This is a genomic window from Gephyromycinifex aptenodytis, from assembly GCF_012277275.1.
GTDB lineage: Bacteria > Actinomycetota > Actinomycetes > Actinomycetales > Dermatophilaceae > Gephyromycinifex > Gephyromycinifex aptenodytis.
Map to the genome: position 1 here is coordinate 778138 of NZ_CP051155.1, position 19155 is coordinate 797292.

The 19155-nt window shown below is 66.9% G+C and carries 16 protein-coding genes; 7 read left to right on the forward strand and 9 right to left on the reverse strand.

The features are described from left to right. Window positions 1-44: 44 nt before the first annotated feature. The gene (gene dapB / locus G9V96_RS03285) at window positions 45-794 is read right to left on the reverse strand and encodes a 4-hydroxy-tetrahydrodipicolinate reductase (RefSeq protein WP_168581762.1); all 750 of its coding nucleotides are present in this window, start codon (window positions 792-794) and stop codon (window positions 45-47) included. 189 nt (window positions 795-983) lie between these two features. Between dapB and G9V96_RS03290 the strand changes: the two genes are divergently transcribed. The 5 genes from G9V96_RS03290 (at window position 984) to G9V96_RS03310 (ending at window position 9400) form a co-directional block, all read left to right on the forward strand. Beyond that, the gene (locus G9V96_RS03290; protein WP_168581763.1) at window positions 984-1349 is read left to right on the forward strand and encodes a hypothetical protein; all 366 of its coding nucleotides are present in this window, start codon (window positions 984-986) and stop codon (window positions 1347-1349) included. A 99-nt stretch (window positions 1350-1448) separates the two neighbouring features. Beyond that, window positions 1449-3083 carry an NAD(P)-binding protein gene (locus tag G9V96_RS03295; protein WP_168581764.1) on the forward strand — a complete coding sequence of 545 codons (1635 nt, stop codon included), beginning with the start codon at window positions 1449-1451 and terminating at the stop codon, window positions 3081-3083. Between the two features lie 11 nt (window positions 3084-3094). Next, complete coding sequence (gene nifJ, locus G9V96_RS03300; protein WP_168581765.1) at window positions 3095-6673, forward strand: pyruvate:ferredoxin (flavodoxin) oxidoreductase; 3579 nt, start codon at window positions 3095-3097, stop codon at window positions 6671-6673. Beyond that, complete coding sequence (locus tag G9V96_RS03305) at window positions 6666-7682, forward strand: dihydroorotate dehydrogenase-like protein (protein WP_168581766.1); 1017 nt, start codon at window positions 6666-6668, stop codon at window positions 7680-7682. The genes nifJ and G9V96_RS03305 overlap by 8 nt, the downstream gene beginning before the upstream one ends. Window positions 7683-7855: 173 nt before the next feature. Continuing rightward, window positions 7856-9400, forward strand: coding sequence for an amidohydrolase (locus tag G9V96_RS03310; protein ID WP_168581767.1), 1545 nt, complete (start codon window positions 7856-7858; stop codon window positions 9398-9400). A gap of 70 nt (window positions 9401-9470) precedes the next feature. On the opposite strand, the gene paaE is transcribed toward G9V96_RS03310, so the two are convergent. The 5 genes from paaE to paaA all read right to left on the reverse strand — a co-directional run bounded on the left by paaE (window position 9471) and on the right by paaA (window position 13331). Next, the gene (gene paaE / locus G9V96_RS03315) at window positions 9471-10619 is read right to left on the reverse strand and encodes a 1,2-phenylacetyl-CoA epoxidase subunit PaaE (protein WP_168581768.1); all 1149 of its coding nucleotides are present in this window, start codon (window positions 10617-10619) and stop codon (window positions 9471-9473) included. Further along, entirely contained in the window at window positions 10619-11131 is a 513-nt protein-coding gene (gene paaD, locus G9V96_RS03320; protein WP_168581769.1) for a 1,2-phenylacetyl-CoA epoxidase subunit PaaD, read from the reverse strand. The genes paaE and paaD overlap by 1 nt, the downstream gene beginning before the upstream one ends. Next, complete coding sequence (gene paaC, locus G9V96_RS03325; RefSeq protein ID WP_168581770.1) at window positions 11131-11952, reverse strand: 1,2-phenylacetyl-CoA epoxidase subunit PaaC; 822 nt, start codon at window positions 11950-11952, stop codon at window positions 11131-11133. Before paaC ends, paaD begins: the two co-directional genes overlap by 1 nt. Beyond that, complete coding sequence (gene paaB, locus G9V96_RS03330; protein ID WP_168581771.1) at window positions 11949-12263, reverse strand: 1,2-phenylacetyl-CoA epoxidase subunit PaaB; 315 nt, start codon at window positions 12261-12263, stop codon at window positions 11949-11951. Before paaB ends, paaC begins: the two co-directional genes overlap by 4 nt. A 69-nt stretch (window positions 12264-12332) precedes the next feature. Then, window positions 12333-13331 carry a 1,2-phenylacetyl-CoA epoxidase subunit PaaA gene (gene paaA / locus G9V96_RS03335; protein WP_168581772.1) on the reverse strand — a complete coding sequence of 333 codons (999 nt, stop codon included), beginning with the start codon at window positions 13329-13331 and terminating at the stop codon, window positions 12333-12335. A gap of 168 nt (window positions 13332-13499) precedes the next feature. Here paaA and G9V96_RS03340 point away from each other — a divergent pair, with 168 nt between their 5' ends. Then, entirely contained in the window at window positions 13500-14135 is a 636-nt protein-coding gene (locus G9V96_RS03340) for a TetR/AcrR family transcriptional regulator (protein ID WP_168581773.1), read from the forward strand. Window positions 14136-14167: 32 nt separating this feature from the next. Here G9V96_RS03340 and paaZ read toward each other — a convergent pair whose 3' ends face one another. From paaZ to G9V96_RS03355, 3 genes are read right to left on the reverse strand one after another with little or no spacing between them, the layout of a single operon-like run. Then, the gene (gene paaZ, locus G9V96_RS03345) at window positions 14168-16273 is read right to left on the reverse strand and encodes a phenylacetic acid degradation bifunctional protein PaaZ (protein WP_168581774.1); all 2106 of its coding nucleotides are present in this window, start codon (window positions 16271-16273) and stop codon (window positions 14168-14170) included. Between the two features lie 53 nt (window positions 16274-16326). Further along, window positions 16327-17175, reverse strand: coding sequence for a 3-hydroxyacyl-CoA dehydrogenase family protein (locus tag G9V96_RS03350; RefSeq protein ID WP_168581775.1), 849 nt, complete (start codon window positions 17173-17175; stop codon window positions 16327-16329). A gap of 22 nt (window positions 17176-17197) precedes the next feature. Further along, window positions 17198-18409, reverse strand: coding sequence for a thiolase family protein (locus tag G9V96_RS03355; protein WP_168581776.1), 1212 nt, complete (start codon window positions 18407-18409; stop codon window positions 17198-17200). Between the two features lie 242 nt (window positions 18410-18651). On the opposite strand from G9V96_RS03355, the gene paaI reads away from it, so the two are divergent. Continuing rightward, window positions 18652-19143, forward strand: a complete 492-nt coding sequence (paaI, locus tag G9V96_RS03360; protein WP_168581777.1) for a hydroxyphenylacetyl-CoA thioesterase PaaI — start codon at window positions 18652-18654, stop codon at window positions 19141-19143. Window positions 19144-19155: the final 12 nt, after the last annotated feature.

Here is a 19155-nt window from a genome sequence, read left to right on the forward strand (position 1 = left end):
CGCCACCCAGGCTCAGCTGTGCCCACAGCAGCGCGTCCTGGGCTTCACAGGTCGAGGTAGTTCTCCAGGCCCACGGTCAGGCCGGGGCGAGTCAGCACACCGCGCACCCCCTGCAGGACGCCGGGCATGAAACTGACCCGGTCGAAGGAGTCGTGGCGGATGGTCAGGTTCTCCCCCTGCCCCCCGAACAGCACTTCCTGGTGGGCGACCAGTCCCCGCAATCGAACCGCGTGTACCTGCACGCCCTCGACATCGGCTCCCCGGGCGCCGCGGGGGTCGCTCGTCGTGGCATCGGGTACGGCGGGCAGTCCCGCCTCGGCGCGCGCCTGCGCGATGAGCTCGGCGGTGCGGGTGGCCGTTCCCGATGGGGCGTCGACCTTTTCGGGGTGGTGCAGCTCGATCACTTCCACGGATTCGTAGAAGCGAGCCGCCTGGCGTGCGAAGGCCATCATCAACACTGCCCCGAGGGCAAAGTTCGGGGCGATGAGCACCCCGGTCCCGGCCGGGGCCTCTGCCAGCTGGTCTTTGACAGCCTGCAGCCGCGACTCGTCCCATCCGGTCGTTCCCACCACGACGTGGACCCCGTGCTTGAGGCAGTGAGCGAGGTTGGCCGGTGCCGCGTCCGGGATGCTGAACTCCACCGCCACCTGGGCCCCGCCCAGATCGCCCAGGTCATCGCCGGCGTCGAACCGGCCGACGAGTTGCATATCCGGCGCGTCCTGGACCGCTTCGCACACTGTGCGACCCATGCGTCCCTGCGCGCCGATGACGGCCACTGCGATCTGCTCACTCATGACTGCCAGCCTAACCGGCTCGCGCTGGGGTGCCTGGCCGGCCTGAGCGTGCTCAGCGGACGCAGACCCTCGACGCAGCGGCAAACCAGACGTAGGGTCACGTCATCGCAACGTCTGTGGGCAGACCTACCAGCTCCGACTGTCCCTTCCGTAGACTGATCACATCCTGGAAGTGGAGTGATTCATCCCATGTCAACGGGTTTCGAGACTGCCGACAACAGCCACGTCCTGACCAGATTCCGCCATCGTCTGGGACCACTTTGGGACGACGTCGCCCCGCACTGCGTCGAGGCTGGCGCAGAGGACCTACCCCGGTTGAAGAACCAGATCCGCCGCTGTTCGCGCCCGGAATGCGCCACTAACGCTCAGTTGGCGCGAGAACTCGAAGCGTTGCTGGCCGGCTGGCCGCATTACGGCTCCTGCGAACGGATGATCCTGCGCGGTGCCGTGGACTATCTGGCCGAGGATGAGGCACAGTCGCCGCGAGCGGGAGTCGCGCGCGATGGGGACGTTGTCGTGGAGGCCACGGTACGAACTCTGCTGCGGCGGGCCTGAAAAGCGCGTTCCCCGCCACTTCGCCGGACAAAGGTCCCCCCTGCGCGCATGCCCCGAACCGTACGGTCGAGGCATTGCCCAGGAAGCGAGGCCCCACTCATGGCGCAGGATCGCCGCGACATCACGCAACTGCCGAACTTGGCGACAGGCGCCGGACGGGTCGGGCCGGTCCGTTCTCGGATGCCGGTCTACGTAGACCTCCTCCCGCCCTGTAACGCGGGCTGCCCCGCCGGGGAGAACATCCAAGAATGGCTGCGCCTGATCAAGGCCGGCGACGCCGAGGCTGCCTGGCGCCAGTTGACCAGTGACAACCCTTTCCCAGCGATCCACGGCCGGGTCTGCTACCACCCGTGCGAGACCGCTTGCAACCGAGTGGCCCTGGACAGCGCCGTGTCCATCCACGGCGTCGAGCGCTACCTGGGTGACCTCGCCTTGGAATCAGGGTGGGCTTTCACTCCAGCTCAACACGGCACCGGTCACAAGGTCCTCATCATCGGTGCAGGCCCCAGCGGACTGTCTGCGGCGTACCACCTGGCCAGGCTCGGACACGAGGTTGAGATCCGCGACAGTTCACCCCAGCCCGGCGGGATGATGCGCTACGGAATTCCTGAGTACCGCCTGCCCCGTCACGTCCTTGACGCCGAGATCTCCCGCATCGTCGACCTGGGAGTTCGCATCGTCACCGACTACACGGTCAAGGACCTGCTCACCGAGCAGCACGAGGGCGGCTTCGATGCGGTCTTCATCGCTATCGGTGCTCACCTGAGCAAGAAGGTCGACATTCCCGCCCGCGACGCCAGCAAGGTTGTCGACGCAGTCAGCTTCCTGCGTGACGTCGCCTCCGGCGAACGCCCGGTGATGGGCCGCAAGGTCGCCGTCTACGGCGGCGGTAACACCGCTATGGACGCCGCCCGGGTGGCTCGCCGGCTCGGCGCCACCGAGACCGTGGTCGTCTACCGCCGCACCCGCGAGCAGATGCCCGCCCATCAGGACGAGGCCGCCGACGCCGAACGCGAGGGCGTCAAGATGAACTGGCTGCGCACCATCACCTCGATGGAGGAGGAAGACCTCACCGTCGAGATCATGGAACTAGACGAGAACGGTAAACCGCACGGCACCGGCAAGTTTGAAAAGCTCGCCGCCGACACGGTGATCCTGGCTCTCGGTCAGGAGGCCGATACCGGTTTCCTGCACAACATCCCTGGCCTGCGCTTCGATAACGACGTTATGCAGGTCGACCCCCAAACCCTGATGTCGGATGTCCCCGGCCTGTTCGCCGGCGGTGACGCCGTCCCTTCCGAGCGCACCGTGACCGTCGGGGTCGGCCACGGCAAACGCGCCGCCCGGAACATCGATGCCTGGCTGAACACCACCCCGCTGCCACGCCCCGAGAAGAACTCCATCGCCGATTTCGAGAAGCTGAACCTGTGGTACTTCGGCGATGCGCACCGACGCGTGCAACCGCAGCTGGACCCCGCAGCACGCGTCAGTGACTTCGATGAGGTCGTGGGTGGGCTCTCGGCCAAGCAGGCACGCTTCGAAGCCGAACGATGCCTGTCCTGCGGCAACTGCTTCGAGTGCGACGGTTGTCTGGGCAGTTGCCCCGAGGACGCCGTGATCAAGCTCGGCAGGGGCTTTCGTTATCGCTTCGACTACGCCAAGTGCACCGGCTGCGGCACCTGCTTCGAGCAGTGCCCGGTCCACGCCATCGAGATGATCTCCGAGAACCGCTGAAAGGCCCCACCATGCGAACGATCGTCGATGGCAACGAGGCCGCGGCTTCGGTGGCCTTCCGCTTGAACGAACTGTGCAGCATCTATCCGATCACCCCCAGTTCCACCATGGCCGAGCTGGCTGATGAGTGGTCTGCGGCAGGCCGCACCAACGTCTGGGGCACGGTTCCCTCCGTGGTCGAGATGCAGTCCGAAGGCGGCGCTGCCGGCGCTGCTCACGGCGCGCTGCAAGGCGGGGCGATGAGCACCACCTTCACCGCCAGCCAGGGCTTGCTGCTGATGATCCCGAACATGTACAAGATCGCCGGCGAGCTGACCAGCACCGTCTTCCACGTTGCCGCCCGCGCCCTGGCCACCCAGGGGCTGTCGATCTTCGGCGACCAGCAAGACGTGATGGCCGTACGCCAGACCGGCTTCGCCATCCTGGCCTCGGCTTCGGTGCAGGAGGCCCACGACATGGCCCTCATCGCTCAGCTGTCGACGCTGCGCTCCCGGGTGCCCTTCATCCACTTCTTCGACGGCTTCCGCACCTCACACGAGCTGAACTCCCTGGAGCGACTCAGCGACGAGGACCTGCGGGCGCTGGTGCCGGCAGAGTTGGTGCGCGAGCACCGGGCACGGGCGCTCTCCCCGGCGCACCCCTTCATCCGCGGCACTGCGCAGAACCCGGACACCTACTTCCAGTCCCGCGAGACGGTGAACCCGTACTACGGCGCCACCCCCGGCATCGTGCAGCAGGCGATGGAGCAGTTCGCCGCCCGTACCGGTCGCGAGTACCACCTCGTGGATTATTTCGGGGATCCCCAGGCGGAGCGGGTCATGGTGATCATGGGCTCCGGCGCGGAGACCGCCCGCGAGACCGCACTTCACCTGCAGCAGCAGGGCGAGAAGGTCGGGGTGCTGCAGGTGCGTCTGTACCGCCCGTTCCCCGTCGAGCAGATTCTGCATGCCCTCCCGGACACGGTCACCTCGCTGGCGGTGTTGGACCGCACCAAGGAGCCGGGCGCAGGCGGTGAGCCCCTCTTCCTGGACGTCGTCGCGGCGCTGGGTGAAGCGTGCGCTGCAGGCCGCCGGGACAACATGCCCCGGGTCTTGGGAGGTCGGTACGGCCTATCCAGCAAGGAGTTCACCCCGGGCATGGTTGCCGGGGTGTTCGCCGAGCTCGCCGCGGACTGCCCCCGTCCCCGTTTCACCGTCGGCATCACCGACGACGTCAGCGGCCTGTCGATCGACTACGACCCTGATCTGGACATCACCCCGGAGGGCACCCTGTCGGCGGTCTTCTACGGGCTGGGTTCAGATGGCACGGTCGGCGCCAACAAGAACACCATCAAGATCCTCGGTGCCGACGAAGACACCTACGCGCAGGGCTACTTCGTCTATGACAGTAAGAAGTCCGGCTCCCGCACCGTCAGCCACCTGCGGTTCGGACCGCACCCGATCCGGGCCCCCTATCTGGTGCGCAAAGCAGGTTTCATCGGCTGCCACCACATGTCGATCCTGGAACGGGTCGACGTCCTCGAATTCGCCAAGGACGGCGCGACGCTGCTCATCAACAGTCCCTTCCCGCCGGAGGCGGTCTGGGACTGCCTGCCTGAGCCGATGCAGAGTCGCATCCTGGAGAAGAAGATCAAGCTCTTCGCGGTGGACGCCAACAAGGTGGCCCGCGAAGTAGGACTGGGCAACCGCACCAACACCATCCTGCAGACCTGCTTCTTCGCTGTCTCCGGGGTACTGCCCCGCGACATCGCCATCGAGCGGGTCAAGAGCGCGATCCGCAAGACCTACGGCAGGCGCGGCGCCGATGTCGTGGCCCGAAACGAAGCGGCCGTGGACCGTGCGGTGGCCGGCTTGCACGAGATCGAGGTGCCCGCCGCGACCAGCACCACGCACGGGTTCATCCCGCCGGTGCCCCCGCACGCACCTGCCTTCGTGCGGGACGTCACAGCCAGGATGCTCACCGGGCACGGCGACGACCTGCCGGTCAGCGCACTTCCTGACGACGGCAGTTACCCCAGCGGCACCACCCAGTACGAGAAACGCAACATCTCCGACATCGTGGCCGAGTGGGACCCCGCAACCTGTATCCAATGCGGCAACTGCTCCCTGGTGTGCCCGCACGCGGTCATTCGCAGCAAGTACTACCCCGGCAAGATGCTCGCCGGTGCACCGGAGCACTTCGCCTCCGCCCCCTTGGACGCCGTCGGCCTACCCGACACCCGCTACACCCTGCAGGTCTACCCGGAGGACTGCACCGGCTGCGGCCTGTGCGTGGAGGCGTGCCCGGTCAAACCCTTGGGCGAACCCAACCGCCGGGCGATCAACCTCAGCCCGGTTCGCGAGCGGCGCGTCAACGAGATCGAGAACGTCGCGTTCTTCGAAACCATCCCCTTCAACGACCGCACTCGGGTCGACTTCGGCACGGTGCGCGGCACCCAGTTCCTGGAACCGCTGTTCGAGTTCTCGGGGGCCTGCACCGGTTGCGGGGAGACGCCCTACCTGAAACTCCTGACCCAACTATTCGGCGACCGGGCCACCATCGCCAACGCCACCGGCTGCAGCTCGATCTACGGCGGCAACCTACCGACGACACCGTGGACCAAGAACGCTGAAGGTCGCGGCCCGGCCTGGAGCAACAGCCTTTTCGAGGACAACGCCGAGTTCGGCCTCGGCTTCCGGTTGGCGGCCGACTTGCAGACCGATCTGGCGCGCAAACGTCTGGAACAACTGCGCGGTGAGATCGACCCCGAACTGGTCGATGCCCTTTTGAGCGCCCCGCAGCGCCACGAGTCGGATCTGGCAGCCCAGCACGAACGGGTGCGCACGCTGATCCAGCAGTTGGACACCCTCGACGGCGCATGGGTGGATGACCTCAAGAGCGTGGCCGACCACCTGCTGCGGCGCAGCGTGTGGATCGTCGGCGGCGACGGGTGGGCCTACGACATCGGCTCCGGCGGACTGGACCACGTGTTGGCCACCGGGCGCGACGTGAACGTGCTCGTCATGGACACCGAGGTGTACAGCAACACCGGCGGCCAATCGAGCAAGTCCACACCGTTGGGCGCCGTGGCCAAGTTCGCTGCCGCCGGCAAGACCACGAACAAGAAGGACCTCGCCCTGCAGGCCACGGCTTACGGCAACGTGTATGTGGCCCGGGTCGCGATGGGCGCCGATCCGCAGCAGACGATCAAGGCCTTCCGGGAGGCCGAGGCCTACAACGGGCCGTCGATGATCATCGCCTACAGCCACTGCATCGCGCACGGCATCGACATGCGCAAAGGCTTGGACCAGCAGTACCGGGCGGTGAACTCCGGGCACTGGCCACTCATGCGGTACAACCCGGTACTGCGGGCGCAGGGGCGCAACCCGTTCCTGCTGGACTCCCCGCGCCCGCGAATCCCGCTGGGCGACTACCGAGCCAAGGAGTTGCGGTTCCGAATGCTCGCCAATGCCGACCCCGCCGAGGCCGAACGGCTTCTGGAGCTGAGCCAGGATCAGGTCATGCGTCGGTGGGCCGAGTACGAGGAGATGGCTACTCGCGGCGCACAGGAGTTCGCCGCAGACGCGCGAAGGGACAACGCAGATGCCTGACCTGACCACGAACTATCTCGGGTTGTCCTTGCGCAATCCGCTCGTCGCCTCGGCGGGACCGCTGTCGCAGACAGTGGACGGCGTCCGTTCGCTGGCCGAGGGCGGCGTCGGCGCTGTGGTGCTGTACTCGCTGTTCGAGGAGCAGCTTCGACACGAGGCGGCGCACGACATCCTGTTGGAGGAGAGCAACGAGGAGTTCTACGCCGAGAGCCTGTCGTTCTTCCCCAGCGTTCCCCAGCACAACGCCGACAACTCCTCCCGTTACCTGTCCTTGTTGGAACGTAGCGTCGCCGCCGTCGACATTCCGGTGATCGCCAGCCTGAACGGTAGCGACCTCGGTGGCTGGGTGGAGTTCGCTCGGCGTCTGGAGGATGCCGGTGCTTCGGCGATCGAGCTGAACATCTACCTGGTCGCCGGGGACGTGGCCACCCGCGGCCGGGACGTGGAAGACAAGCACGTGGAGATCCTGCGCGCCGTCAAGGCCGAGGTTGCCATTCCGGTGGCGGTCAAGCTCAGCCCGTACCTGTCGGCTTTCGGTGAGTTGGCAATGCGACTCGATCACGCTGGAGCCGACGGCCTGGTCCTGTTCAACCGTTTCATCCAGCCGGAGATCAACATCGAGACGGTGAGCGTGGAGTCCGGTCTGGAGCTGAGCAGCCCGTTCGAGGGGCGGCTGCCCCGCACCTGGATCGCTGCGCTGCGAGGGCGGGTCTCGGCCTGTCTGGCCGGCACCAGCGGCGTGGACACCAGTGACGATGTCATCAAATATTTGCTGGCCGGGGCTGATGTGGCGATGACGACCTCCGCGCTGGTTCGCCACGGACCCAGACATGCCCGCCGACTCATCGACGGTCTTGACCTGTGGCTGGAACGTAAGGGGTTCGCCTCGGTGGAGGCGATGCGCGGCATGCTCGCCATCCCGGCCGGCGCGAACGCCACCGCCTACGAGCGAGCCGGGTACGTCTCGGCCCTGGAGAAGGCCAAGCAACAATACGGATCGCTGGTGTGAGCACCTGATTCTGGCCGCTCCCGTCCACCGGTGAGGCGGTCAGGTCCGCCCGTCGCCGAGCCTGGGGTCAAGGCCTGGGAACAGATCAGGTGCGCCATTGGTGAACCTCATCCGGAGGCGGGGGCACCGGGCTACGGTATGAATTCGATTCTCTTTCTTCACAGGAGGACTGCATGCCGTCCGGCCCCCGCTCCGCCGACGCCGTGATCCGCGAGGTTCGCATCGTGCCGATCGCCGGATCGACGTGCCCGCCGCCAGGTTTGGTCGACCTGCGGATTCGGGACGGGGTCGTCCTGGAGGTGGGGACCAAGCTGAAGGCACACCCCGGTGAGGCCATTCATGAAGGCCATGGCCGTTGGGCGCTGCCCGGGTTGTGGGACGCCCACGTGCACATGGGTCAGTGGTCGGCCAGCACCGTGCGCCTGGACTTGACCGGCACCACGAACGAAGCCGAAGCGCGGGCGGTGGTAGCCCACCATGTGGCCACGTTGCCCCCTGGCGAGGATGTGATCGTCGGCTTCGGGCACCGCACCGCGACCTGGCCGACGCAGCCGACAGTGGCCGCTCTGGATGAGGTGAGCGGAGAGCACGCCGTCGTGCTCATCAGCGGTGATGCCCACCACGCTTGGATGAACACCCGCGCGCTCACGATGCTCGGGCTGCCGCCGCACGAGGGGGTCGTAGTCGAGCAGGAATGGTTCGACGTCTTCCCGATGCTCGCCCAGATCCCCAGCCTGGCCGCCAAAGCGGATGAGGGTTATCGACGGGCACTGCAGCACGCCGCCTCACGCGGTGTGGTCGGTGTCGTCGATCTGGAGTTCGCGGTCGGATACCGTGATTGGCCGCTACGCTTCGCCGGCGGCCCCGGACGCCCGGCGCTGGACTTGTTGCGGGTACGAACAGCTACCTACCCTGACGGTTTGGCCGGCGCCATCGAGGCGGGACTGGCGAGCGGCGACCCGCTGGATGGTTGCGAGGGCCTGGTCACCATGGGCCCGTTGAAGATCATCACCGACGGTTCCTTGAACACCCGGACGGCCTACTGCTGCGAACCGTTCGCGGACGGCGATGAACTTCCCGAACCGTGCGGTACCCAGAACGTGGCGCCGCACGAACTGCGGGAACTGCTCACCCAGGCACGTGCCGCAGGTCTGGAGGTGGCCGTGCACGCCCTGGGCGATGCCGCGGTCCGCGATGCCCTGGACGCCATGGAAATCACCGGCGCCAGAGGCACGATCGAGCACGCCCAGCTGATGCGTTGGGAGGACATCCCCCGGATGGGCGCCCTGGGCGTGCGGGCCAGCGTGCAACCAGCGCACCTGTGGGACGACCGCGACGTCTCGCGCCAGTGCTGGCCGGATCGAATTGATCGGTGCTTCCCATTTCGCAGCATGCTCGCCTCCGGCGTGACGTTGGCGCTGGGTTCAGATGCCCCGGTGTCACCGCTTGACCCGTGGATGGCGATGGCCGCTGGGGTGCATCGCAGCAACGATGAACGTCCGCCGTGGATCCCCCAGCAGGCGATGACGGTCGCCGAGGCGCTGGCCGCCAGCCTGGACGGGCAGGGCACTGTCGGGGTGGGTTCCCGCGGCGATGTCGTGCTGCTGGATCAGGATCCGCTGCTGGTCCCCGAGGACAGCAGAGAAGCCTGCGAGGCGCTGCTGAGCATGCAGGTGGCCGCGACGTTCCTGGCGGGCCGACTCACGTACTCCGGCTGAAGGTCGACAGGCCCCGTGCTGGGCACGGGGCCTGTCGGCGGGAAGCCTGCACGGCTGGGTTGGGCGCGCTCTAGGAGTCGAAGTCGACGTGGACCGCGTCGCCCTTGGGGTGGGACTGGCAGGTCAGGACATAACCAGCCGCGACCTCGTCCGGTTCCAGCGCGTAGTTCTCATCCATCGCGACCTCACCGGAGATGACCTTAGCCCGGCAGGTGCCGCACACTCCCCCGGCGCAGGCGAAGGGGACGTCCTGGCGTACCCGCAGCGCGGCGTTCAGGATGGACTCGCGGGCGCTCTTGGGGCTGAGGACCTGACCTTCCAGACCATCCAGGTTGAACGTGATCTCGATGTTGCCCCCGGCTGCGTCGGCCACAACGGGCCGACCGATGTTGCCTTCCGGCGCGGCCGTCGGTTTGCCGGTGGTGAACAGTTCGTAGCGCACCTTATCGGCCGAAACCCCGGCGGCGCTGAGTTCATCGCGCAGCAACTGCACGAGTTCGAACGGGCCGCACAGGAACCATTCGTCGACGACTTCGGGACGGAACACCGTTCCCAACATCGAACGCAGCTTCTCGGCGTCCAGTCGGCCGGTGTGGGTCGGGGAGAGCCGCTGTTCGCGAGAAAGCAGGTGGTGCACCGCCAGGCGAGAGGGGTAGCGGTCCTTCAGGTCGGCGATGTCCTCCACGAACATGACATCCATCGCGGCCCGGTTGGAGTACACCAGGTTCATGTACGCCTGCGGGTTGGAGGCCAGCACGGCGCGGGTGATGGACAGGATCGGGGTGATCCCCGAACCGGCCGCGAAAGCCATGTAGCGGGACAACCCGACCGATTCCTCGCCGATGGCCTGCGGATCGTTCAGGGAGGTCACCGCGTGCTGGGAGACGAAAGCACCGGTAGGGCTCATCACGTCCAGGACGTCACCGGGCTTGAGGTTGTCGTTAGCCCAGTTCGAGAACAGACCACCCAGGTCACGCTTGATGGCGATCTTGATCTCGCCGCTGGTCGGGGCCGCGCAGATGGAGTAGCTGCGCCGCACCTCTTTGCCTTCGAGTTCAGTTCGCAGGGCAACGTACTGGCCGCTGACGTAGTTGTAGTCCTCCGCCAACTCATCAGGGACCGCCAAGGTCACCTCGATAGCGGCATCGGTCAGCGGACGGACCTGGGAGACAGTCAGCGGGTGAAAGCGAGCGCGGGGGCGCTGGGCGAGCAGCGGCATCAGAGAACCTTGAAGTAGTCGAAGGGTTCGAGGCAGGACTTACAGGTGTAGAGGGCCTTGCAGGCGGTGGAGCCGAACCGGGACGCCTCGACAGTGTCGAGCGAATGGCAGTGCGGACACTTCACCGCCAAGGCCACCGGTGTTCCCCCGAAACGCGGCCCTTGCCGTCGATGAGCCGGGTCCGGGGGCGCGATCCCGTACTCGGTGAGCTTGCGTTTGCCGTCTTCGCTCATCCAGTCCGTCGTCCACGCCGGGGAGAGCACGACCCGCACCTCGACGTCCTGGTAGCCGTTCTCGACCAGCACCTGGGTGACGTCATCACGCATGACGCCCAGCGCCGGGCAGCCCGAGTACGTCGGGGTGATCTCGACCAGGGCGCCTTTCTCGGTGGCCCGAGCTGAGCGCAGGACGCCGAGGTCCTCCAGGGTCAGCACCGGGACCTCAGGGTCGCACACGGTCGCGGCAAGGTCCCAGACCTTGGCATCTGCGTCTACAACCGGTCGCACGGTCATCACCACGTCGCGCCCGGGTGCGCCCGTGCCAACACCTGCATTTCGGCGAGAATGAAGCCGAGGGATTCCCGGTGCAGTCCCTTGCGTCCACCAGTCACGGCGGTCTTGGTGGTCGGGATTTCCAACTGCGCTTCCCTGATGGCGCGCGTGATCGCGGCGAGTGCCGGTTCGCGCAGGGTGGAGGGGCGTACTGCGACTCCCGGCAGCTCTTCGATGAGTTCGTCGTCCTCGAAGAGCTCTTCGAGGTAGGGCCACACGATGTTCAAGCCGGCTTGCATCCGCTGCGCGGACTCCTGCGTGCCCATCCCCAGGCGCAGCGTCCACTGCCAGGCGTGGTCGACGTGGTACTCAACCTCTTTGACCGCCTTGGCTGCGACCGCAGCGAGGGTGGGGTCACTCGATGCGGCGAGGCCTTCGTAGAGCAGCGTGGCGTAGATCGAGAACAGCAGCTGGCGGGCGATGGTCTGCCCGAAGTCGCCGTTGGGGACCTGCACCAGGTGCGCGCAGACGAAGTCGCCCTCGTCGCGGTGATAGGCCAGGTCGTCTTCGGTCTTGCCCCAGGCGGTACCGGCGTAGGTGTAGAACGAGCGGGCATGGCCCAGGGTGTCCAGGGCGATATTGCCCAGGGCGATGTCTTCCTCGATCTCTGGCGCCCGCGAGATCCACCACGACAGCTGCTGGGCCAGGATGAGCGAATCGTCCGCCAGGCGCAGGGCGTAGCGAGCAACCGGTTCGTCGGCCTTCAGGCCGGCCGCGGCAATGTCTTCGGCGGTGAGTGCCTGCCCGGCGCTGATGCGCGTCGCGCTCTCGAAGGCGCTCACAGGTGCTTCACCCCTTCGCTTTGGGTGTAGTAGGTGGCGTGCCGGTAATTCTTGCCCTGGGCCGACTCGAAGAAGGCGCCCTTGGCGTCCGGGTCTGAGGTAGTGATCGCCTCGGAGGGCACCACCCAGACGGAGACACCCTCGTTGCGGCGGGTGTAGAGGTCACGGGCGTTGCGCACAGCCATGGCGGCGTCGGGGGCGTGAATCGAGCCGGCGTGGACATGGGACAACCCCCGGGAGGCACGAACAAACACTTCCCACAGCGGCCACAGCGGCTCAACGGAGGGGGCGGCAGGGTTCTGCTCGGACATTCAGCACTTCTTCCGGCTCGGGTTCGATCGAACAGGCAACTGGTCGCCAGCGGCGACCGCAGGGCTTCCTCAGGCGTGCTTCAGGGCGGTATCGGCGCCGCTCTGCTTGCGGGCGTAGGCGGCAGCCGCCTCCCGCACCCATGCGCCGTCCTCGTGAGCCTTGACACGGTGGGCCAGGCGCTGCACGTTGCAGGGCCCGTTACCGGCGATGACGGCGTTGAACTCGGCCCAGTCGAGCTGGCCGTAGTCGTAGTGGCCGCGCGCTTCGTTCCAGGCCAGGTCGGGGTCGGGCAAGGTCAGTCCGAGTGCCTCGGCCTGCGGGACCATCATGTCGACGAAGCGCTGACGCAACTCGTCGTTGGAGAAGCGCTTGATCTTCCAGGCCATCGACTGCTGGGAGTTGGGCGACTCATCGTCGGGGGGGCCGAACATCTGCAGCGCGGGGCCGTAGGTGCGGTTGACCGCGTCCTGGGCCATCTGCTTCTGCTCGGGGGTGCCGTTGGACAGGGCGTAGAGGATCTCCCACCCTTGACGCTGGTGGAAGGACTCTTCCTTACACACCCGCACCATGGCGCGCCCGTAGGGGCCGTAGGAGCAGCGGCACAGCGGCACCTGGTTACAGATCGCCGCGCCGTCGACGAGCCAACCGATCGCGCCCACGTCAGCCCAGGTCAGGGCTGGGTAGTTGAAGATCGAGGAGTACTTGGCCTTACCGGAGAGCAGTTGCTCGTTCATCTCTTCGCGGCTCGTGCCCAGAGTTTCAGCGGCCGAGTACAGGTAGAGCCCGTGGCCTGCCTCGTCTTGCACCTTGGCGATGAGGATCGACTTGCGCTTCAGCGAAGGCGCTCGGGTGATCCAGTTACCTTCGGGCTGCATCCCGATGATTTCGGAGTGCGCGTGCTGGGAGATCTGGCGGACCAGAGTCTTGCGGTACTTGGCCGGCATCCAGTCACGTGGCTCGATGCGCTCGTCGGCTTCGAGAAGGGCATCGAAGCGCTCCTGTGCCTGGGCGTCGGTGGTCTCAGTGGTGCTCTCGACCGACCGAAGGTCGGGCCTGGTGTCCGTCATTGGTGTCACCTCGTTGGTCCTTCTCGTGTGGACCGCTGCTCGCGGTTCGCCGGATCCAATATACCGACCGTTTGTTCAGTATATGGGGGTACACATGAGCGTCAAGAGCGACCACTTGGCCGACTGCGGCGGTTCGGCCGCCGGAAAGTGGTATGCGACGATGACCCGATGACGGCCACACATGCCAGGCGTGGGCGCCCCGGCCATGACCAGCGGGCAGTGCTGATTGCGGCCGTCGAGGCCTTCGATGAGCACGGTTACGACGCGACCACGATGGGGATGATCGCCCAACGGCTCAGCCTGTCGAAATCGGCGCTCTACCACCATGTCGAGGGCAAAGAACAGCTCCTGGCCATCGCGCTGGAGACGGCCTTCACCGCCCTTGACGAATGCCTACGCACCACCGAGGAATCCGCGGAGAACCTGGATGTGCGCTTCGAGGTCTTCATCCGCGAAATGGTTGCCGTGCTGTTGGAGTACCAGCCGTTCGTGCGTCTGATGCTGCGGCTGCGAGACAACAGTCCGGTGGAGCAACAGGCTCTGGCCCGGCGGCGTGACTTCGACACCCGCATGGCGGCCTTGGTTCGGGACGCGCAGGTCGCGGGCCTGCTGCGGGACGACCTGGACGCTGCCGTGGTGGCCCGCCTGATCTTCGGTGCGATGAACTCCACCGTGGAATGGTTCCGTCCGCAGGGGCGGCTATCCCCCGAAGAGCTCACCGAGGCCGTCCTCACGGTGGTGTGCCGGGGGGTCCTGACCACCGCCTACCCACCCGAAAAGAACACCGCGGGCCTCGACAGCTGATTCAGCCTGCCCAGGCCCGCGGCCTTGCGAAGTCACTGCCCTGCGGGCCATTCCTTGGCGACCAGGGTGAGCACGTCGTAGGTGGCGACGATCTCGTCGCGCTGGTTGTACAGCGTGGTGTCCCAGGCGACCTCGCCGTACTCATCGGTGACGCGCGGGGTGATGCGTTTGGCCACCAACTCCACCCGGATCGAGTCCCCAGCGGCGACCGGGGTGATGAACCGCAGGTTGTCCAGGCCGTAGTTGGCCAGGACGGGGCCGGGCGCTGCGCTGACGAACAGTCCGGCCGCCCAGGAGACGAGCAGGTAGCCGTGCGCCACGATCCCGGGGAAGAACGGGTTGGCTGCCGCAGCCTGCTCATCGGTGTGGGCATAGAACTGGTCGCCGGTCTCGTTGGCGAAGGCGGTGATGTCTTCCAGGCGGACCTCGCGCAGGTCTGAGACGAAGGCGTCTCCGACCCGCAGGTCCACCAGCGACTTGCGGAACGGGTGCTCACTGCCTTCCTGGCCGCCGAACTGAGCGGCACCGGAGGCGCGCATCGCAGCGCCCTTGTGCCACACCCCGGTGATCGCGGTGAGCATCTGCGGGGAGCCTTGAATCGCGGTGCGCTGCATGAAGTGCTTGATGGCCAGGACGCCGCCGAGTTCCTCCCCGCCGCCGGCTCGCCCTGGGCCGCCGTGGATGAGCACCGGAACCGGTGAGCCGTGCCCGGTCGAGGTCTTGGCATCCTCCCGGTTCAGGGTCAGCACGCGGCCGTGGTGGCCGGCGATGCCGGTGACGAGTCGCCGGGCGACGTCGGGGTCGTTGGTGCACACCGTGGCCACCAGCGAACCGGCGCCGCGGGCCGCGAGCGCCACCGCCTCATCCAGATCTGAATAGCCGATGACGCTGGTGACGGGGCCGAATGCTTCCAGCTCGTGCACGGCAGCGGCGTGGGCGTCATCGAAGGTGATGACGACCGGGGACATGAAGGCGCCGTTGGCCACGACGCTGGTGGAGCCGTCTGCGGTGAGCACCTCGGGCGCCTCCAGCGTGCCGTGCAGTTGCCCGCCGGCCGCGCACAACGCGCCGACCGCCTCCTTGACGGCGCTGAGCTGTTCCAGAGATACCAGTGCACCCATCGTCGCCCCGGGCGCTCGGGGGTCACCGAGCACGATCTTGGCCTCGATCTTCTCCCGAACCGCCGCGGCCACCTCGGCCACGCGCTCCTGCGGGACGATGACCCGGCGGATGGCGGTGCACTTCTGCCCGGCCTTGGCCGTGATCTCGACCATGATCGAGGTGATGAAGGCGGCGAACTCCGGCGTGTCAGCGGTGGCGTCCGGACCCAGGATGGCGCAGTTGAGCGAGTCGGCCTCGGCGACGAAGCGGATACCCCCCTCGCGCACGTTGGGGTGCGAGCGCAGCGAGTGCGCGGTGGCGGCCGACCCGGTGAAAGCGACCGCGTCGCGGTAGTCGAGGTGGGCTAGGAAGTCCACGTTGTCACCGGAGACGAGCTGGATCGCACCCTTGGGCAGCAGCCCCGACTCCAGCATCATCCGCACACAGGCCTGAGCGACGTACCCGGTCTGGGGGGCGGGTTTGACGATGGTGGGGACCCCAGCCACGAAGGCGGGCGCGAACTTCTCCAGCATCCCCCAGATGGGGAAGTTGAAGGCGTTGATCTGGACGACCACGCCCGGGATGCGGGTGAGGATGTGTTCGCCGATGAAGCTGCCGTCGCGGGACAGCACCGCGGGTGGGCTGTCGACGATGACGTTGGCGTTCGGCAGTTCGCGACGCCCCTTGGAGGACATCGTGAACAGCACCCCGATGCCGCCGTCGACGTCGATCAGGTTGTCGCGCTTGGTCGCCCCGGTGCGATAGGAGATCTCATACAGCTCCTCGCGCCGGTCGTTGAGGTACTGGGCGAGTTGTTTACACACCAACGCCCGCTCGTGCAGGCTCATCTCCCCCAGGCTCTGGTGCCCCACGCTGCGGGCGTACTCGATGACGCCGGCCACGTCGAGGCCTTCGGCGCTGACCCGGGCGATTTCTTCGCCGGTGCTGGCGTCCAGAACAGCCTTTCCGGAGTCCTCCGGAGCCCACCAGGCGTCCTGCACATAGCTTTGGACGATCGGCGCAACTGTCGTTGTCATGCTTTCTCCCTCATGGCTGTTCGCGAAGCGTGGATGTGCACCGCCGGCGGTGTTCACCAGTCGTAGAAACCCTTACCGCTCTTGCGTCCGAGCTCCCCGGCCGCGACCTTGTCGCGCAGGATCTGCGGGGGCGTGAACCGCTCCCCCAGTTCCGCGGCGAGGTATTCGGCGATGTGCAGCCGCACGTCCAGCCCGACGATGTCGGTGGTCTTCAGCGGCCCGCTGGGGTGTTTGTAACCCAGTTCCATGGCGGCGTCGATGTCGCGCGCGCTGGCCACCCCTTCCTCGACCATGCGCATCGCCTCCAAGGCGATGCACACCCCGAGCCTGGAGGAGGCGAAGCCGGGAGAATCGGTGACGACAACCGGTGTCTTCTCCAGGCCCTGCGTCCAAGCCTTGGCCTTATCGACAAGACCCGGGTCGGTCTTGTCGCCGACGACGATCTCGATCAACGCCGAGGCGGGGACCGGGTTGAAGAAGTGCAGCCCGATGAACCGCTGCGGAGCCGAGAGGCGTTCGGCGAGAGCATCCACAGACAGCGAAGAGGTGTTGGTGGCCAGGTAGGCCGAGTCTTTCAGTACGCCCTCGGCCGAAACCAGCGTCTCGACTTTGAGGTCGAAGTCCTCCGGCACGGCCTCCACGACGAGGTCACAGTCGCCCAGCTCGCCGGTGCTGACCGAGAACATCGCCCGCTCCAGTGCGACGTCGAAGTTCGACAGGTCCCCCCGCTCAACCGACTTCAGCAGCAGGCGTTCGAGGCGCTGTTGGGCGCTGGTCGCGGCGGCGCTGTCGCGTTCGACGACGATGGCCTCGCAGCCCCGCAGCAGGAATGCGTGCGCGATGCCGATGCCCATCCGACCGCCGCCGATGACACCGACCTTGGCCGGGAGTTCTGTGCTCATGACTGGGGCCTTTCGATTCGGTTCAAACTCGTTCGAGCAGGAGGGCAGCGCCCTGGCCGACGCCGACGCACATGGTCGCCAGGCCCTTGTCGGCCTTCTCGCGCTCCATGCGTCCGAGCAGGGTGATGGTGATGCGCGATCCGGAAGACCCGAGTGGATGCCCCAGGGCGATGGCACCGCCGTCGTTGTTGACGATGGCCTCATCCAAACCGAGTCGGCGCACACACGCCAGCGACTGGGAGGCGAAAGCTTCGTTGAGCTCAACGGCCTGCAGGTCTGGGATCGACCAGCCCGCCATCGCCAGGGCTTTCCGGGTGGCCGGAACCGGGCCGATGCCCATGATCTGCGGTTCGCAGCCGGCCGCAGTACCGGCGACGACGCGGGCGCGCGGGGTCAGCCCGAACCGCTGGACGGCGGCTTCGGAGGCAACCAGAATCGCCGAGGCGCCGTCGTTGAGAGTCGAGGAATTACCGGCGGTGACGACGCTGCCGCCGGCCACGACCGGGCGCAGCTTGGCCAGCACGTCGACACTGGTGCCTGGACGCGGACCTTCATCGACTTCGACAACGGTGTCACCCTTGCGCCCCCGGACGGTGACCGGAACGATCTCGGGGGCCAGCCTGCCTGCTTCGATGGCAGCCAGGGCACGTTCGTGCGAGCGCACCGCGAAAGCGTCACAGTCCTCGCGAGAGACACCGTCGACGCGGGCTACCTCCTCAGCCGTCTGCGGCATGGAGAACGTCATCTTGCCGTCGCGGCTCAAGTCGCCGTCGGCGAAGCGCGGGTTGACGAAACGCCACCCCAGGGAGGTGTCGACGATCTCTCCGGGTTTAGCGAAAGCGGCGGTCGGTTTGGCCAGCGCCCACGGAGCTCGCGACATCGACTCCACCCCGCCGGCGATGACCAGGTCAGCTGCTCCGGCCGCAATCATGTGCGAGGCCAGGGTGATAGCCGACATACCGGAGGCGCACAGCCGGTTCACCGTCAGGCCGGGCACGGTGTCGGGCATCCCGGCGAGCAGCGCCGCCATGCGCGCGACATTGCGGTTCTCCTCACCGGCCCCGTTCGCGTTGCCGAGGATTACCTCATCCACCACCCCCGGATCCAGGCCGGTGCGCTCCAACAACTCTCGTATGACCAGCGCCGCCATGTCATCGGGCCGGACGGCTGACAGCGCACCCCCGTAGCGACCCACGGGTGTACGAACTCCTCCGACAAGCAATGCGTGAGCCACGCGAGGCCCCTTTGCGCTCGGTGATACAGGTGGTCTTCCAGCGGCCCGGAACAAGCGCTCGGCTGGTGGCGAGAGGCCGTCTCGAGCCGTATCGCGCAGAAAACCGGGGCGCTGCCTCTTGAATTACCGACTGGTCGTTCGCCTAGACTTGCACGGTCCCGACCGGGGGGTCAAACTTCCCGCGCGGGTAGGCGTTTACACCTCGCCGACGCCCACCACCCCGGATGCGCAAAGGAGCGCCCATGGCGGAGAACGTGCCATCCCCCGATCTGAGCGCCTTCGGACCCGATCTGGAGTTCGTGCGACAGATGTGGGCTGAGGACGGCGCATCAGCCCTGTTGGGGATGGTTGCGCTCGAGGTCGGACTGAGTGATCCCGACCCAGGAGACGACCCCGATCGGGCGCGCCGGTTGGGCCGATCACGGGTTCGGATGCCGATCACCCAAGCCATGGTCAACGGCCACCGCATCGCCCACGGCGGCTACATCTTCGCGCTCGCTGACAGCGCGTTCGCGTTGGCCTGCAACGCCGGCGGCGCCCTGACCGTCGCCGCCGGGTGCGACATCACTTATCTGGAACCGGTTCGCCTGGGCGATGTCCTGCTGGCAGAGGCCCGCGAGCGAGCGGTACGCGGTCGCAGCGGCATCACTGACGTGACCGTTCGACGCCAGACAGACAACCGGGTCGTCGCCGAGTTCCGCGGCCGATCCCGCAGCCTGCCCGCCCCTTCCTGACCTGACCTGACC

Excerpts from the sequence above, each read along its gene's own strand:
- dapB (WP_168581762.1), bottom strand. The coding sequence starts at position 794 with ATGAGTGAGCAGATCGCAGTGGCCGTCATCGGCGCGCAGGGACGCATG.
- G9V96_RS03290 (WP_168581763.1), top strand. The coding sequence starts at position 984 with ATGTCAACGGGTTTCGAGACTGCCGACAACAGCCACGTCCTGACCAGA.
- G9V96_RS03295 (WP_168581764.1), top strand. The coding sequence starts at position 1,449 with ATGGCGCAGGATCGCCGCGACATCACGCAACTGCCGAACTTGGCGACA.
- nifJ (WP_168581765.1), top strand. The coding sequence starts at position 3,095 with ATGCGAACGATCGTCGATGGCAACGAGGCCGCGGCTTCGGTGGCCTTC.
- G9V96_RS03305 (WP_168581766.1), top strand. The coding sequence starts at position 6,666 with ATGCCTGACCTGACCACGAACTATCTCGGGTTGTCCTTGCGCAATCCG.
- G9V96_RS03310 (WP_168581767.1), top strand. The coding sequence starts at position 7,856 with ATGCCGTCCGGCCCCCGCTCCGCCGACGCCGTGATCCGCGAGGTTCGC.
- paaE (WP_168581768.1), bottom strand. The coding sequence starts at position 10,619 with ATGCCGCTGCTCGCCCAGCGCCCCCGCGCTCGCTTTCACCCGCTGACT.
- paaD (WP_168581769.1), bottom strand. The coding sequence starts at position 11,131 with ATGACCGTGCGACCGGTTGTAGACGCAGATGCCAAGGTCTGGGACCTT.
- paaB (WP_168581771.1), bottom strand. The coding sequence starts at position 12,263 with ATGTCCGAGCAGAACCCTGCCGCCCCCTCCGTTGAGCCGCTGTGGCCG.
- paaA (WP_168581772.1), bottom strand. The coding sequence starts at position 13,331 with ATGACGGACACCAGGCCCGACCTTCGGTCGGTCGAGAGCACCACTGAG.
- G9V96_RS03340 (WP_168581773.1), top strand. The coding sequence starts at position 13,500 with ATGACGGCCACACATGCCAGGCGTGGGCGCCCCGGCCATGACCAGCGG.
- paaZ (WP_168581774.1), bottom strand. The coding sequence starts at position 16,273 with ATGACAACGACAGTTGCGCCGATCGTCCAAAGCTATGTGCAGGACGCC.
- G9V96_RS03350 (WP_168581775.1), bottom strand. The coding sequence starts at position 17,175 with ATGAGCACAGAACTCCCGGCCAAGGTCGGTGTCATCGGCGGCGGTCGG.
- paaI (WP_168581777.1), top strand. The coding sequence starts at position 18,652 with ATGGCGGAGAACGTGCCATCCCCCGATCTGAGCGCCTTCGGACCCGAT.